The sequence below is a fragment of the Micromonospora sp. KC721 genome, assembly GCF_004348355.1.
In the GTDB taxonomy this organism is placed as follows: domain Bacteria; phylum Actinomycetota; class Actinomycetes; order Mycobacteriales; family Micromonosporaceae; genus Micromonospora.
On record NZ_SMJY01000063.1, the window covers coordinates 1 to 14,650 of the forward strand.

A 14,650-nucleotide genomic window follows, 5' to 3' on the forward strand; every position below is an offset into this window, starting at 1 on the left:
CGCCCCGGACACCGCCAGCAGACCCGTGAAGTCCTCCTCGTCGGAGATCTCCGGCCCACCACACTCATGCACCGCCACGATCCCCAGCGACGCCGCATGCCCCAGTGCCACCCGCTGCGCCGCCACCCGCTGCGCCCGACTCACCGACCCGAACGCCACCGCCCGCACCACGTGGTGCGCGTCCCGCCGCAACCACCCCGACGCGTCGAACCCCACGGCGGACACCACCTGCGGACACGCCGCCAACAACGCCCCCGACACCAACGCCGAATGCATCGACGCCTGCGACAGGTACACCCGCCGCCCCCCGGCCGCCCGGTCCAGATCGTCCGCGCCCGGCGGCACCGACGCCACCCAACCCGACTCGTCCCAGCCGTGCCCCAACACCACCGCGTCCGCCGGCAACCCACCGGCGAACGCCGCCACCGCCGCCAGCAACTCACCCGCCGACCGCACACCCGACACGTCCAGACCCGACAACGCCAGACCGGTGTCCGTCGCATGCACGTGCGCGTCCACGAACCCGGGCGTCACCAACGCCCCCGCCAGATCCACCACCCGGTCCGCGGACGGCGCGTCCGCGTCCACCCCCAACCACACGATCCGGCCGCCGGACACCAGCAGGGCCGTCGCGTTCGGGTCAGCAGGACAATGCAGCAGACCGCCGCGGTACAACGTCGAGAGGTTCGTCATGGCGTCAGTCTGCCGCCAGCCGGGCCTCGAACAGATCACGGACCCCCGGCTCCGCCCGCAGCAGATCCAGCGCGAACGCCGCATGGCCGGGCACGTACCCGTTGCCCACCAGCATCGTCACGTCCGCCGCCAGACCCTCCGCGCCCAACGCCGCGGCCGCGAAACTCGTCGCCATCGAGAAGAAAACCACCGTGCCACCGTCCGCCGTGGCCAGCACCGCCCCGTGCTCACAACCCGGCACGTCCACACAGACCACCGTCACGTCCGCCGGCGCACCCAACGCCGACGTCACCGCCGTCGACAACCCCACCGGATCCCGCGCGTCCGCCACCGCCACCACGTCGGCCACCCCGGCCGCCGCCAGCGCGTCCCGCTCCGCCGCCACCGGCACCACCCCGACGGTACGCACGCCACCCGCCCGCCGCGCCGCCGCCAGCGACAACGACCCGCTCTTGCCGGCCCCACCGATCACCGCCACGCCGACCGGCCGGGTGTCCCCCTCACGCGCCCGATCGGCCACGTACCGCCCCACCACCCGCGCGGTCAGCGCCGGCGCGCCACACACGTCCAGCACCGCGAGCGACAACCCCGGACGCAGGTCGGCCGGCAGCACCGCCGCGATCGACCGCGCGAACAGGATCGCGTACCCGTCGCACGGAACCTGCTCGCCGCGCCCGTCCCAGCCGGCCAACCCGTCGAGGATCCGCAGCGGCGTCAACGTCAGCGACACCAGCGTCGCCACCCGGTCGCCGACGGCCAACCCCAGCGGGGACCGCCGGCCGACCTCCTCCACCGTGCCGATCAGCATGCCGCCGGAACCGGTCACCGGGTTCTGCATCTTGCCCCGGGTCGAGATGATCTCCAGCACCTCGGCGCGGATCTGCTCCCCGTCCCCGCCGTGCTTCTCCGACAACTGCCGAAAACTCGCCGCGTCCAGGTTCAACCGCTCCACCCGGATGCGTACCTCGTTCGGGGCGATCCGGGGATCGGCGTCCAGCCGCCATGCCGCCTGCGGCAGCACTCCCGCCGGTTCCACAACGCGGTGCAGACCCACCGGTGACGTCACGCCGACCTCCCCTCTCAGCCGCGCGAAGCCCTGGCCAGGACTCGCATCGCGGGAAAACTTACGGCAGACTAATTTCTTCACCGGATATTTTCCAGTAGCCTTCGGGCCGCTGATCATCCGCACCACGCACCGAGGAGGGGCCGTGACCCAGACCCAACCGGTTGAGACCATCCCTCAACCCCGTCACGCCCCGGTCGCCGTGCCGACCGCCGGGCAGCCGTACGAATACCGGCGCAGCCCCCTGGTCGAACCCGACTGGACCCGCTTCCCCGGCTGGCGCCACATCACCCGCGAGCAGTGGGAGAACGCCCAGTGGCAGCGCGTCAACTGCGTCAAGAACATCAAGCAGCTACGCGCCGTCCTCGGTGACCTCGTCGACGAGACCTTCTACGCCGACCTCGACGCCGACCAGAAGGCCCTGGCCACCATGTCCATGCTGGTGCCGCCACAGATGATCAACACCATGGTCCCGTTCGCCCCGGTCACCACCGAGGCGTTCCTGGCCGACCCGGTCCGGCGCTACATGATCCCCGTCGCCTCCGACCGCCGAACCGACTGGCCGTCACACCCGTACGCCAGCCGCGACTCCCTGCACGAACACGACATGTGGGTCGCCGAGGGCCTCACCCACCGCTACCCCACCAAGGTCCTCGCCGAACTGCTCTCCACCTGCCCGCAGTACTGCGGCCACTGCACCCGCATGGACCTGGTCGGCAACTCCACCCCCGCGGTCGACAAGCTCAAACTCACCCTCAAGCCCGTCGACCGCTACGACGCCCACATCACCTACCTCAAGGCCCACCCCGGCGTGCGCGACGTCGTCGTCTCCGGCGGCGACGTCGCCAACGTCCCCTGGCGCAGCCTCGAGTCCTACCTGATGCGGCTACTCGAGATCGAGACCATCCGGGACATCCGCCTCGCCACCAAGGCACTCATGGGCCTGCCCCAACACTGGCTCCAGCCCGACGTCGTCGAGGGTCTGGAGCGCGTCGCCCGCACCGCCGCCCGACGCGGGGTGAACCTGGCCATCCACACCCACGTCAACCATGCCCAGTCGCTCACCCCACTGGTCGCCAGGGCCGCCCAGACCGCCCTCGACGTCGGTGTGCGCGACGTCCGCAACCAGGGCGTCCTCATGCGCGGCGTGAACGCCTCCGCCCCCGAGCTGCTGGACCTCTGCTTCGCCCTGCAGGGCGAAGCCGGCATCCTGCCGTACTACTTCTACATGTGCGACATGATCCCCAACGCGGAACACTGGCGGGTCCCGGTCTGGCACGCCCAGCAACTCCAGCACGACATCATGGGCTACCTACCCGGCTACGCCACCCCACGGATCGTCTGCGACGTCCCCTTCGTCGGCAAGCGCTGGGTGCACATGCTCACCGAGTACGACCGGGAACGCGGCATCTCGTACTGGACCAAGAACTACCGCACGTCGATCGAGTCGGCCGACCTTGAGGCGCTGAACAAGCGCTACGCCTACTACGACCCGATCGACACCCTGCCGAAGTCCGGACAGGCGTGGTGGGAGACCCACCGCGATCACTGATCCGGCCCACGTTGAGGCGCGGCCACTCGGTGGCCGCGCCTTGTTATGAGGGGGCTGTTGGTCTGCGCTGACGCGACTTCTTCGTTTCTCACACTTCGTAAGCCGTCCTAGGAAAATAGGTTGAAAAAGTCGGGGTGATTCGCTGCCGGCCGTCATCGGCTCCGACCGCACGGCAGCGAGCATCTGCCGCAGCAGGAGGTCCGTGCGGGGGGTCAGCGCCGGGCGAGCCACTGCCGGCAGGTCCAGGATGCCGGCCCGTCCCGTCGCCTCCTGCGCGCACCGCAGGAACGGCTGCACCGGAAGCGGCCGGTCGTCGGCACCGCACCGGCCTCGACCTGGAACCAGGAGACCAGCCCCGCGGCAGCCGCGGCGAGGGGATGACGCCAGCCGGCGTCGTTCATGCCCCACAGCCCCGGCGCCCGGAGGATGCCTCCTCGCATCCGCCTCCGGCGTCCGTGTCGTCGAGCCAGCCCATCGCCACCGACCGGTGCCAGAACAGCAAGTACGCGTCGAGTTCCGACCCGGGATCGCGCCAGGCGTGCGGGACCAGCTCGCCGTACAGAGCGGCGAACAGGGTGCCCCCGGTCCACCGAGCCCCGGTCACCACCCCCGGCTGTGCATTGTGCTCCGACATGCCTGCTCTCCCCCGATCGTCGCCGGACGACGCCGGCAGTACACCATTCGACCGTCGTTGCCGGCCCGGCTCACTCGGTGGGCCCGCACACCCCTCCTCGGGCATCCTAGGAGGATAGGTGAATGCCGGTCGCCGAGCCGGGCCGCGTCGGGACTGGTTGACTGAGGGGCATGAGCGAGATCGTCCTGGTCCGGCACGGTGAGACCACCTGGAGCGCCAGCCGTCGGCACACCTCGTACACCGACCTGGAGCTGACCCCCGACGGGGAGCGCCAGGCCCGCGCGCTCGGCGGCGCGCTCGGCGGCGTGCTCGGCGGCCGGCGCTTCGCCCGGGTGCTGACCAGCCCACGCCGGCGGGCCCTGCGCACCGCGCAGCTCGCCGGCCTCATGATCGACCGGACCGACGAGGACCTGGTCGAATGGAACTACGGCGAGTACGAGGGACGCACCACCGCCGACATCCACGACGACCACCCCGACTGGAACCTCTGGACCGACGGCTGCCCCGGCGGGGAATCCCCCGAGCAGGTGGGCCAGCGGGTCGACCGGCTACTCGCCCGGGTCACGCCCCTGCTGGACCAGGGCAGCGTCGCGCTGGTCGGGCACGCCCACTGCCTGCGCGTCGTCGGCGCCCGCTGGATCGGCCTGCCGCCCTCCGGCGGCGGCAAACTGCGGCTGGACACCGCCACCATCTCCGTCCTCGGACACGAGCACGGCCGGCCGGTCATCCTGCGCTGGAACGCCGGTTGAGCAACCAGACGACGGGTACGTCGAACTTGTGCACCTGTGCTCGGCCGCGTTCAGGATGCCGAGGAGCTGCCGGGAGACTGGAAGATCGCGCAGCGCCCGCACGTTGTCTCCGGGCATGAGGATCAGCGAAGCCTCCCGAGTCAGCGGTGTGAGTGCCAGGTCGTTGCGGTACTACGAGGACGAGGGCTTGATCGTTCCTGGTCGGTGCGGCAATGGGTACCGTGACTATTGCGGGTCCACCATCGACCGCGTCCGTGTCATCCGTTCACTGCTGGAGTCTGGGCTGCCGGTGCGGTTGATCAAGGATGTCCTGCCCCACCTCACTGCTGAACCTGACCCCGACGCGGGTGTGGTGTGCGTGGGGTTCATGCAGGAGGTGCAGAGGTATCGCGATCGACTCGCCGCCCGCATCGCCAGTCTCAGCGATCAGCAGGCGGCGCTCGATGCCTACCTGCGCGAGGCTCGCCGGGCTGATCGGTGACCGGACTTGACCCTGACATCAGTGTGAGGGTCCTACCGTCCGGTGTATGGAGATCAACGAGCAGCACAAGGCCGCTGGGCAGACGGTACGGGCACTGGTCCAGCGGTCGCGCCGGGGACCAGAGGATCTGACCCTCGCGACCGATCAGCGCCGTCCCATCCCGGGGGCCGGCGAGTACCTGATCCGAGTGGGCGCCGCCGGAGTCAACTTCGCGGACGTCATGCAGGGCTACGGCACCTACGGAGGAGGCCCCCAGGCACCGTACGTGGCGGGCTTCGAAGCCGCCGGCGAGATCGTGGGTGTCGGCCCGGACATCGACAGCCCGCTCCCCCTTGGCACCCACGTCGTCGGCACTGGACCGGGTGCCTTCGCGCAATACATGACGATGCCGGCCGCGGGTGTACTCCCCGTCCCTTCCGGCTGGAGCGACGCCGAAGCTCTCGGCCTGGTGCTGAACTGGGCAACCGCACTGGCGGCACTGAAGCCGCTGGGCGAGATCAAGACAGGTGACGTGGTGCTCGTCCATGCCGCAGCCGGAGGCGTGGGGCAGGCCGCTGTCCGCCTCGCCCGCCACTACGGTGCGCGGGTGATTGCCACGGCGTCACCGGATAAGCACGCCACCGTCAGAGCGCTCGGCGCCGACGAGGTCCTGGACAGCGGTCGCCCCGATCTGGCCGAGGCGATCACCCGCCTGACCGGCGGGGTGGACCTGGTCCTGGAGTCGGTGGGACGCACCACGTTCAAGGCCAGCCTGTCGGTCACCAAATCCTTCACCGGACGCGTCGTCGTGTTCGGTGCCGCTTCCGGCGACGCCAGCCTCAGCACGCACGAGCTGGTATTCACCCACCAGGTCCAAGTCAAGGGCCTGCACATCGGTGCGCTGGCGGCCGCCGCCCCGTCCATCTACCGATGGTTGCTCACCGAGATCGAGGCACTCATCGCCCAAGGCGTGTACCCGCCCGGGACCCCCCATGTTCATCCCCTGGCCGAGGGGCCGGCGGTGCTGCAGCAACTCGAAGCCGGTCAGACCCATGGCAAGCACGCCCTCGATCCCTGGCGCTAGGAACCGCCTGTGACGCACAGAAACCCCGGCCGTCCCCTCCAGACCGAAGGGGTACCGGTCAGTCGTCGCAGGCGGCGGTGGCTGGTGAGAGCTTCGCCATCGACGGCGTGAGCCGGCTTGCCTGCAGCGAGGCGGCGCAGGCGTGACGAAGTCCTGGCTCATACAGCTACCCTGCGTCGCGGGCGCGGCGCACCGACTCCCCCGGCGCGATCTTCGGCGGACGCCCCTCGTACGGGGTGGAGAGCACGACCGTCGTACGGGTGGTGACGTTCGCGGCGGTGCGGATCTCCTGGAGCACCCGCTCCAGGTCGGCCGGGCCGGCCACCCGCACCAGCAGCAGGTAGAAGTCCTCCCCCGCCACCGAGTAGCAGGAGTCGATCTCCGGCAGGTGAGCCAGTCGTTCCGGGGCGTCGTCGGGCTGCGACGGGTCGAACGGGCGGATCGCCACGAACGCCGTCAACGGCAGGTCCAGCGCCTCGAACGAGACCTTCGCGGCGTACCCGTGGATCACGCCGCGCTGCTCCAGCCGGCGGACCCGCTGGTGCACGGCGGAGACCGACAGCCCCACCCGCTCGGCCAGATCGGTGTACGACAGCCGACCGTCAGTGGTCAGCGCGGTGACGATGGCACGATCGATCTCCTCCACGGCGTGCAACCTACCGCGTACCGCGCCGTCACGGGTGCCGGGCCCGCCGCGGTGGGTCAGCCCTTCGCCAGGGCCCGCGAGATGACCAGCCGCTGGATCTGGTTGGTGCCCTCGACGATCTGCAGCACCTTCGCCTCCCGCATGTACCGCTCGACCGGGTGGTCGGCGACGTAGCCGGCGCCGCCGAGCACCTGCACGGCGTCGGTGGTCACCCGCATCGCCACATCGGTGGCGAAGAGCTTCGCCTTCGCCGCCTCGATGGAGTACGGCCGGCCGGCGTCGCGCAACCGGGCCGCGGCGAGCGTCAGCGCCCGCGCGGCGGAGATCTGGGTGGCGTGGTCGGCGAGGTTGAACCCGAGCCCCTGGAAGTCGATGATCGGCCGGCCGAACTGCCGGCGTTCCCGCGCGTAGCCCAGGGCGTAGTCCAGGGCCGCCTGCGCCAGGCCCACCGCGCAGGCGGCGATGCCGAGCCGGCCGGAATCCAGCGCGGACATGGCGATGACGAAGCCCATCCCCTCGCCGCCGATCAACCGGTCGGCCGGCACCCGGGCACCGTCGAAGGCGATCTGCGCCACCGGGGAGGCGTGCAGGCCCATGGTCCGTTCGGCGGCCTGCGGCAGAATCCCGGGGGTGCCCCGGTCGGCCAGCAGACAGGAGATGCCCTTCGGGCCGGGCCCGCCGGTGCGGCAGAAGATGGTGTAGAAGTCCGCGGTCCGGGCATGGGTGATCCACGCCTTGGTGCCGGTGACCAGATAGGAGTCACCGTCGCGCACGGCCCTGGTGGTCAGCGCGGCGGCGTCGGAGCCGCCCTGCGGTTCGGAGAGGCAGTACGCGCCGAGCAGGTCCCCGCCGATGAGATCGGGCAGCAGTTCGCGTTGGGCGTCGTTGCCGAACCCGGCCAGCGGGTAGCAGGACAGGGTGTGCACGCTGACCGCCTCGGCCACGGCGAGCCACCGGCTGGCCAGGATCTCCAGCACCTGCAGGTACACCTCGTACGGCTGCGCGGCGCCGCCGTACTCCTCGGCGTACGGCAGGCCGAGCAGGCCGGCCCGGCCGAGGGTGCGCAGCACCTCGCGGGGGAACTCGGCGCGCGCCTCGAAGGCGGCGGCCCGCGGGGCGAGCTCACGGTCGGCGAGTTCGGTGGCCAGGTCGAGCAGGTCGTGGGCCTCGTCGGTGGGGAGGATCCGGTCGATGGTCATGGCGCGGCGAGCTCCGTCGGGGATGGTGGTGAGCCGTTGGACACCGTCCGGGGTGCGGCCGGCGGCTCCTCGGTGTGGGTGCCGGGCCGGGCCGCCAGGTCGGTGGCGGTCGGCGCGTCGGTCCCCACCCCGCCAGCTTAACGGTCGTTTGGCCCTGCGGCCTACTCCGTGCCCGCCCGGCACACGGGCCGGTGGTGACGCGACAGCAGCCGACCGCGTGCCGGCGCGGCGTGGGTCCGGGTGGGCCGCGACGGCCCGACCACCGGCCTGGGTACGGTGTCCGGTGCGTCGGCGCTCGCCGCGGGCGCGGGACACCGGGAGGGCGGATGCACCTGCACGTCGGTTGCGCGATGTGGACGCACAGGGCGTGGCCGGGGCGGGCACTGCCAGCACACGAGCGGCTGCGGCACTACGCCGGCTGGTGCACCGCGGTCGAGGGCAACACCACCTTCTACGCGACCCCCACCGTCGAGACGGTGGCGTCCTGGGCGCGGCAGACCGACCCCGACTTCCGGTTCCTGCCCAAGCTGCCGAAGGTCGTCACCCACGACCGCCGGCTCACCGACGCCGACGCGCCGCTGCGGATCTTCCTGGACGCGATCGCGCCCCTCGGTCCACGGGTCGATGCCCTGTGGATCCAGCTACCGGGCTCGTTCGCCCCCACCGACGTGCCCACCCTCACCCGCTTCCTGCGCCGGCTGTCCACCGCCCACCGGTACGCCGTGGAGGTCCGCCACCCCGCGTTCTTCACCGACCGCCGGGCGGCGGCGCTACTGGACGGCGTACTCGCCGACGCCGGTGCCGAGTGGATCCCCTTCGACACCACCGCGTTCTTCCGCCGCCCGCCGACCAGCGACGCCGAACGCGACGCGTGGACGAAGAAGCCCCGGCTGCCGCTGCGTACCCACGCACTGACCGACCGGCCGATCGTCCGCTACCTGGGCCGTGACGACACCGCCGCGACCGTCGAGGGCTGGCGGCACTGGGTGGACGTCATCGCCGGGTGGCTGCGCGAGGGCCGCTCCCCCACCATGTTCGTGCACACCCCGGACAACGCCGACGCGCCGGCGCTCGCCCGCCGCTTCCACGACCAGGTACGAGCCCGGGTGCCGGGACTGGCCGCGCTGCCGCAGCCGGAGCCGGTCGAGCCGACGACCCTGTTCTGACCGTTCCCGGTTGTCGGCCCGCCGACCGACCCGCGCGGATAGCCTGGTGCCAGGGCGAGGAAGGGCGGACAGGTGGCGCAGCAGCGGGCAATGGCACGCCGACACCGGCTGCTGGGCGCCGGCATCCTCGCCCTGGTCGGGCTGGTGCTGCTGGTCCTGGGGCTCACCATCGCCGACGGCCCCGTCGCCGGGCTGGAGGTGGCGCTGGCCGTCGTGCTGCTGGTGACCAGCTACCTGGTGCAGCGGGTGGCCCGCCGCGAAACGCTCTACGCCGACAAGGATCGCCGCTGACCGGGGGCAGAGGATCACGCGCCGACCCGCGTCCCCCACGTCGTCGTACCGCTGTGCCAGGCTGTCCGCCGTGGCATCGCAATCACCGATCCTGCTGATCGACGCGCCCAGTCTCTACTTCCGGGCCTACTTCGGCGTCCCCGAGTCGGCGGCGAAGACCGCGGACGGTCAACCCGTCAACGCGATCCGCGGCTTCCTCGACATGCTGGCCCAGCTCGTCCGCACCCGCCGGCCGGGGCGGATGGTCTGCGCGCTGGACCATGACTGGCGGCCGGCGTGGCGGGTGGAGCTGCTGCCGTCGTACAAGGCGCACCGGGTCGCCCCGGCGGGCGGCGAGGTGGTGCCGGACACCCTCTCCCCGCAGGTGCCGGTGATCCTCGACGTGCTCGCGGCCATCGGCATCTGCGCCGTCGGCGCCACCGGGTACGAGGCCGACGACGTGCTGGGCACGCTCTCGGTGACCGAGCCTGCCCCGGTGGAGGTGGTCTCCGGCGACCGGGACCTGTTCCACCTCGTCGACGACACCCGCCCGGTCCGGTTGCTCTACGTCGGTCGGGGCGTGGCGAAGCTGGAGGCCTGCGACGACGCGGCGGTCCGCGCCCGATACGGCGTCCCGGCCGACCGGTACGCCGACTTCGCCGCCCTGCGGGGCGACCCCAGCGACGGGCTGCCCGGGGTGCCAGGGGTGGGCGAGAAGACGGCCGCCCGACTGATCGAGCGCTACGGCGGCCTGGACGGCATCCTCGCCGCCCTGGACGCGCCGGGCTCCGCCTTCGCCCCGGGCCTGCGCGGCAGGCTCGACGCCGCCCGCGACTACCTCGCGGTCGCGCCGAAGGTGGTCCGGGTGGCCACCGACGTGCCGCTGCCGGAGTTGAACACCGCGCTGCCGACGGCGCCGGCCGACCCGCAGCGGCTGTTGGAGCTGGCGCAACGATGGAACCTGGCCAGCTCCTGCCGCCGCCTGGTCGACGCCCTCGCCGCCCACGACTGACCCGAGGCCCCGCCCCCTGGAGCCGACCCTGCGACCGGACCTGCCCTGCGGGGCCGGCCGGGCCTGCCGGGCAGACGACCTCGTCTGCGGCGAACGGTGCTGTCCGGACGCGGGGACAATGCCGTTTGCGGCAATCGATGGTCGCACCGCGGCCGTCGTCGCAGTCGCCGGACGGCAGCGCCCGAACCGCCGATGTCAGCGTGGCCGGGGGTCGTCGCGACGGCGCGACGGGAACGGTGTGCCGGGCTGCCCGAGAGTCGCCTGGGACCGGGCGCGCAGCCCGACCGGGTCCGGGGCGGCCTGCGCCGCCGGCGCGGCCACCGGCGGCTGCCGGGCGTCGAGGTAGGCCAGCCCGGCGCGGTCGTCGTCGGTTGGCGCGGCGATCAGCGCGTAGACGAGACCGACCACACCGAAGATCACCGCCAGGACGATCGGAATGAGCAGGCTGGTGACCTCCGCGCCGGTGACCTCGCCGCGCTCCTCGTGCAGGTGCACCGACAGGGCGCTCATGCCGGTGAAGTGCATCCCGTTGACGGCGACACCCATCACCAGCGCCGAGGCGGCGATCGCCAGGCCACGGCGGACGGTCATGGCCAGCCAGAGGGCCACCGTGGCGGCGACGACGGCGATGAGCACCGACAGGACGACCCGGAGGGCGTCATAGGTGAGATCGCCGTGGAGTCGCATCGCGGCCATGCCGGTGTAGTGCATGGCGGCCACGCCCAGTCCGGTGAAGAGACCACCGATGATCAACCGGGTCGTGTTGAGACGGCCGGTGCCGACGATGGCCAAACCGATGCCGACCGCCACCACGGCGATGATCGTGCTGGCCGCGGTGAGTGGCACGTCGTAGCGGATCCGGGTGCCGTCGACGGCGAAGCCAAGCATCGCCATGAAGTGCATCGCCCAGATGGCGGTGCCGCCGATCGCCCAGGCCGCCAACAACCCCCACCAGAAACGCTGGCCGCCGGTCGCCCCGGTACGGATCCGGCCGGCGCAGACCAGGCCGAGGAACGAGCCGAGTACGGACAGGGCGTAGCTCAGGGTGGGTGTGATCCACCCGTACTCAAAGTGATTGATCTCCGCCACCGCGGCCTTCCCCCCCAATAGTTACCGGCGCGTAGTAAAGCGTCCGAGCCATAATCGGGGAGGCTCCGAACAGGTGCAACACCACCCCCCGAACGCTTCGGGGGGTGGTGCCCCGGTCACCGAACGACACCGCGGCCACCGGTCAGCATGACCGGAAGTGATGATCAGGCGGCGGCGTGGTACGCCAACACGCCGCGGTTCACGGCCGCGATCGCCTGCCGCGCGGTGGCCCGCAGCTCGGTCGAGGCACCGCCGGAGTCGGCGAGCTGACCGAGCAGGTCGACCACCTGCCGCGCCCAGCGCACGAAGTCGCCGGCGGGCATCTCCCCGTCGAACTGGTGGCCGCTGGCGAGCACCTTGGCCAGCGCCTCACCCCGCGCCCAGCGGTAGATCGGCCAGGCGAAGCCGAGATCCGGCTCCCGGGTGACGGCCAGTCCGCGCTGCGCCTCGTCGGACTCGATCTCGCTCCACAGCTTGAGCGTCTCGTCGACGGCGTCGGCGACCGGTCCGCGCGGCAACCCCGCCCGCTCGTCGACGTCCCGGCGGGCCTCGAAGACCACCACGGAGACGGCTGCGGCCAACTCCGCCGGGGAGAGCCCGTCCCAGATTCCCCGCCGCAGACACTCGGCGACCAGCAGGTCGGCCTCGGTCCAGATCCGGCCGAGCATCCGACCGGCGTCGGTGACGCCACCGTCGGCGGAGAGGTAGCCGCGGGCGGTGAGCAACGCGACGATCCGGTCGAAGGTGCGGGCCAGGGAGCCGGTGCGGCCGGCGACCCGCTGGCGCAACTCCTCGGTGTCCTTCTCCAGCCGGCGGCGCCGCTCCGCCCAGCGGGCGTGCTCCTCCCGCTCCGGGCAGGCGTGGCAGGGATGACGACGCAACTCGGTACGGAGCTGGCTGATCCGGTGGTCCTCACCGGCGACCTGCCGGGACCGGCCGCCGCGGCGGCCGCCGTGCCGGTCCAGCCCGGTGCCACTCACCTCGGCGGCGAGATCCCGTCGGGCCGCCGGCGAACGGTGGTTGAAGTGCTTCGGCACCCGGATCCGGGCCAGCACCTCGGCCGGGGTGGTGAAGTCACCGGGACTGACCCGACCCGCCCAACGGTCCTGGGTGAGCACCAGCGGACGTGGCTCGCCGAACCCGCCGGTGGCCGGGTCGAGCACGACGGCGAGGCCCGCCCGGCGGCCGGAGGGCACCCGGATCACGTCGCCGACGCGAAGCCGCTCCAGCGAGGCCACCGCCGCCGCCTTGCGCTGGACCTGCCCCTGCCGGACCACGGCCCGCTCGCGGTCGGCGATCGCCACCCGCAGCGCGAAGTACTCGTCGAAGTCGCCGTGCTGGCAGGCGGCCTCCGCCCCGTACGCCTCGATGGTCTCGGTGTTGCGCTGCACCTGCCGGGCCAGGCCGACCACCGACCGGTCCGCCTGGAACTGCGCGAACGACGACTCCAGCAGCGCCCGGGCCGGCTCCGCACCCACCGAGCCGACCAGATTGACCGCCATGTTGTACGACGGCCGGAAGCTGGAACGCAGCGGGTAGGTGCGGGTGGAGGCGAGACCCGCCACGTGCCGCGGGTCCGTCTCCGGCGACCAGACCACGACGGCGTGCCCCTCCACGTCGATGCCCCGGCGCCCAGCACGGCCGGTGAGCTGCGTGTACTCCCCCGGGGTGAGGTCGACGTGAGCCTCACCGTTGAACTTCACCAGGCGTTCCAGCACCACGCAGCGGGCCGGCATGTTGATGCCCAGGGCGAGGGTCTCGGTGGCGAAGACCGCCTTGACCAGGCCGCGGACGAAAAGCTCCTCGACGACCTCCTTGAACACCGGCAGCATTCCCGCGTGATGAGCGGCCAGACCGCGCTCCAGCCCGTCGAGCCACTCCCAGTAGCCCAGAACGGTGAGGTCCTCGCCCGGGATGGCGGTGACCCGGGACTCCACCACCCGACGGATCTCGGCGCGCTCCTCGGCGGAGGTGAGCCGCAGCCCGGCGGCGAGGCACTGCTGCACGGCGGCGGCGCAGCCGGCCCGACTGAAGATGAACAGGATCGCCGGGAGCAGCCCCTCCCGGTCGAGCCGGTCGACGATGTCCGGGCGCAGCGGGCCACGCCAGCGCGGGCCGCGTCGACCGGCGCCCGGGCCGGCACTGCGCCCCTCGCCCAACTCCAGGCGGCGCATCGTGTCCCGGGTGTAGCGCAGCAGCTCGGGGTGCACGTCGTGCTTGCGGGCGGCGTCGGCGTCGTGGAACAGGTCGAACATCCGCTTGCCGACCAGCATGTGCTGCCACAACGGCACCGGGCGGTGCTCGCTGACCACCACGGCGGTCTCGCCGCGCACGGTGACCAGCCAGTCGGCGAACTCCTCGGCGTTGGAGACGGTGGCGGACAGGGAGACCAGGGTGACCGAGGCGGGCAGGTGGATGATCACCTCCTCCCAGACGCCACCGCGGAACCGGTCGGCGAGGTAGTGCACCTCGTCCATCACCACGTACGCCAGGCCCTGCAGCGTGCTGGAGCCGGCGTAGAGCATGTTGCGCAGCACCTCGGTGGTCATCACCACCACGGGCGCGTCGCCGTTGATGGCGTTGTCGCCGGTCAGCAGACCGACCTGGTCGGCGCCGTAGCGGTCGACCAGGTCGTGGTACTTCTGGTTGGACAGCGCCTTGATCGGCGTGGTGTAGAAGCACTTACGCCGAGTCCCGGGCACGTCGGTCGGACCGGGCGCACCGCGCAGGGCAAGATGTACGGCGAACTCGCCGACCACCGTCTTGCCCGCACCGGTGGGAGCGCACACCAGCACACCGCTGCCCCGTTCGAGGGACTGGCACGCTTCGCGCTGGAAGTCGTCGAGATCGAACCCCAACTCGAGGGCGAACTCTTCCAGGGCCGGGAACTGGGAGGCCTGCGCGGCCCGGCGGCGCGCCGCGGCGTACCGCTCGGCGGGGCTCGACATGCCTCCAAGATTAGTGCGTACGACCGACGGTCACCCGCCAAGGCATCCGACAGGCCGGTCAGTGGGGGTAGGTAGGGTGCACGAC

At 71.9% G+C, this 14,650-nt stretch carries 15 protein-coding genes; 7 read left to right on the top strand and 8 right to left on the bottom strand.

Annotated elements, in window-relative coordinates; all coding sequences use genetic code 11:
* On the bottom strand, positions 1-693 hold a 693-nt coding region (locus E1182_RS13490), incomplete at its 3' end, for an amidohydrolase family protein (protein WP_165942599.1).
* 4 nt (positions 694-697) lie between these two features.
* Positions 698-1,747 carry a zinc-binding alcohol dehydrogenase gene (locus E1182_RS13495; protein ID WP_207921390.1) on the bottom strand — a complete coding sequence of 350 codons (1,050 nt, stop codon included), beginning with the start codon at positions 1,745-1,747 and terminating at the stop codon, positions 698-700.
* A 154-nt stretch (positions 1,748-1,901) separates the two neighbouring features.
* Here E1182_RS13495 and E1182_RS13500 point away from each other — a divergent pair, with 154 nt between their 5' ends.
* Positions 1,902-3,308, top strand: a complete 1,407-nt coding sequence (locus E1182_RS13500) for a KamA family radical SAM protein (protein WP_132264746.1) — start codon at positions 1,902-1,904, stop codon at positions 3,306-3,308.
* Positions 3,309-3,705: 397 nt separating this feature from the next.
* On the opposite strand, the gene E1182_RS13505 is transcribed toward E1182_RS13500, so the two are convergent.
* Entirely contained in the window at positions 3,706-3,942 is a 237-nt protein-coding gene (locus E1182_RS13505) for a hypothetical protein (protein WP_132264748.1), read from the bottom strand.
* Positions 3,943-4,112: 170 nt separating this feature from the next.
* Between E1182_RS13505 and E1182_RS13510 the strand changes: the two genes are divergently transcribed.
* From E1182_RS13510 to E1182_RS13520, 3 genes are all read left to right on the top strand, one after another.
* Positions 4,113-4,691 (top strand): histidine phosphatase family protein, encoded by a 579-nt coding sequence (locus E1182_RS13510; protein WP_132264750.1) that lies wholly within the window; start codon positions 4,113-4,115, stop codon positions 4,689-4,691.
* Between the two features lie 115 nt (positions 4,692-4,806).
* Positions 4,807-5,172, top strand: coding sequence for a MerR family transcriptional regulator (locus tag E1182_RS13515; RefSeq protein WP_132264752.1), 366 nt, complete (start codon positions 4,807-4,809; stop codon positions 5,170-5,172).
* A 46-nt stretch (positions 5,173-5,218) separates the two neighbouring features.
* Positions 5,219-6,235 (top strand): zinc-binding dehydrogenase, encoded by a 1,017-nt coding sequence (locus E1182_RS13520; protein ID WP_132264754.1) that lies wholly within the window; start codon positions 5,219-5,221, stop codon positions 6,233-6,235.
* Positions 6,236-6,401: 166 nt separating this feature from the next.
* On the opposite strand, the gene E1182_RS13525 is transcribed toward E1182_RS13520, so the two are convergent.
* The 3 genes from E1182_RS13525 to E1182_RS32720 are packed head-to-tail and all read right to left on the bottom strand — an operon-like array spanning position 6,402 to position 8,208.
* Positions 6,402-6,881: an Lrp/AsnC family transcriptional regulator gene (locus E1182_RS13525; protein WP_132264756.1), complete on the bottom strand. Its 480-nt coding sequence runs from the start codon at positions 6,879-6,881 to the stop codon at positions 6,402-6,404.
* Positions 6,882-6,937: 56 nt separating this feature from the next.
* Positions 6,938-8,080, bottom strand: a complete 1,143-nt coding sequence (locus tag E1182_RS13530; protein ID WP_132264758.1) for an acyl-CoA dehydrogenase family protein — start codon at positions 8,078-8,080, stop codon at positions 6,938-6,940.
* Entirely contained in the window at positions 8,077-8,208 is a 132-nt protein-coding gene (locus E1182_RS32720) for a hypothetical protein (protein WP_256370833.1), read from the bottom strand. Before E1182_RS32720 ends, E1182_RS13530 begins: the two co-directional genes overlap by 4 nt.
* A gap of 222 nt (positions 8,209-8,430) precedes the next feature.
* Here E1182_RS32720 and E1182_RS13535 point away from each other — a divergent pair, with 222 nt between their 5' ends.
* The 3 genes from E1182_RS13535 (at position 8,431) to E1182_RS13545 (ending at position 10,528) form a co-directional block, all read left to right on the top strand.
* Positions 8,431-9,246 (top strand): DUF72 domain-containing protein, encoded by an 816-nt coding sequence (locus E1182_RS13535; protein ID WP_207921391.1) that lies wholly within the window; start codon positions 8,431-8,433, stop codon positions 9,244-9,246.
* Between the two features lie 90 nt (positions 9,247-9,336).
* Complete coding sequence (locus E1182_RS13540) at positions 9,337-9,537, top strand: hypothetical protein (protein WP_132264762.1); 201 nt, start codon at positions 9,337-9,339, stop codon at positions 9,535-9,537.
* A 70-nt stretch (positions 9,538-9,607) separates the two neighbouring features.
* On the top strand, positions 9,608-10,528 hold the full coding sequence (locus tag E1182_RS13545; protein ID WP_132264764.1) for a 5'-3' exonuclease: 921 nt from the start codon (positions 9,608-9,610) through the stop codon (positions 10,526-10,528).
* Positions 10,529-10,723: 195 nt separating this feature from the next.
* Here E1182_RS13545 and E1182_RS13550 read toward each other — a convergent pair whose 3' ends face one another.
* Both E1182_RS13550 and E1182_RS13555 read right to left on the bottom strand, forming a co-directional pair.
* Positions 10,724-11,617, bottom strand: a complete 894-nt coding sequence (locus E1182_RS13550; protein WP_132264766.1) for an MHYT domain-containing protein — start codon at positions 11,615-11,617, stop codon at positions 10,724-10,726.
* Between the two features lie 164 nt (positions 11,618-11,781).
* Entirely contained in the window at positions 11,782-14,565 is a 2,784-nt protein-coding gene (locus tag E1182_RS13555) for an RNA helicase (protein ID WP_132264768.1), read from the bottom strand.
* Between the last annotated feature and the right edge of the window lie 85 nt (positions 14,566-14,650).

Coding starts and splice junctions, on each gene's coding strand:
- E1182_RS13535 (WP_207921391.1), top strand. CDS start 8,431: ATGTGGACGCACAGGGCGTGGCCGGGGCGGGCACTGCCAGCACACGAG.
- E1182_RS13540 (WP_132264762.1), top strand. CDS start 9,337: ATGGCACGCCGACACCGGCTGCTGGGCGCCGGCATCCTCGCCCTGGTC.
- E1182_RS13515 (WP_132264752.1), top strand. CDS start 4,807: ATGAGGATCAGCGAAGCCTCCCGAGTCAGCGGTGTGAGTGCCAGGTCG.
- E1182_RS13520 (WP_132264754.1), top strand. CDS start 5,219: ATGGAGATCAACGAGCAGCACAAGGCCGCTGGGCAGACGGTACGGGCA.
- E1182_RS13530 (WP_132264758.1), bottom strand. CDS start 8,080: ATGACCATCGACCGGATCCTCCCCACCGACGAGGCCCACGACCTGCTC.
- E1182_RS13505 (WP_132264748.1), bottom strand. CDS start 3,942: ATGTCGGAGCACAATGCACAGCCGGGGGTGGTGACCGGGGCTCGGTGG.
- E1182_RS13510 (WP_132264750.1), top strand. CDS start 4,113: ATGAGCGAGATCGTCCTGGTCCGGCACGGTGAGACCACCTGGAGCGCC.
- E1182_RS13555 (WP_132264768.1), bottom strand. CDS start 14,565: ATGTCGAGCCCCGCCGAGCGGTACGCCGCGGCGCGCCGCCGGGCCGCG.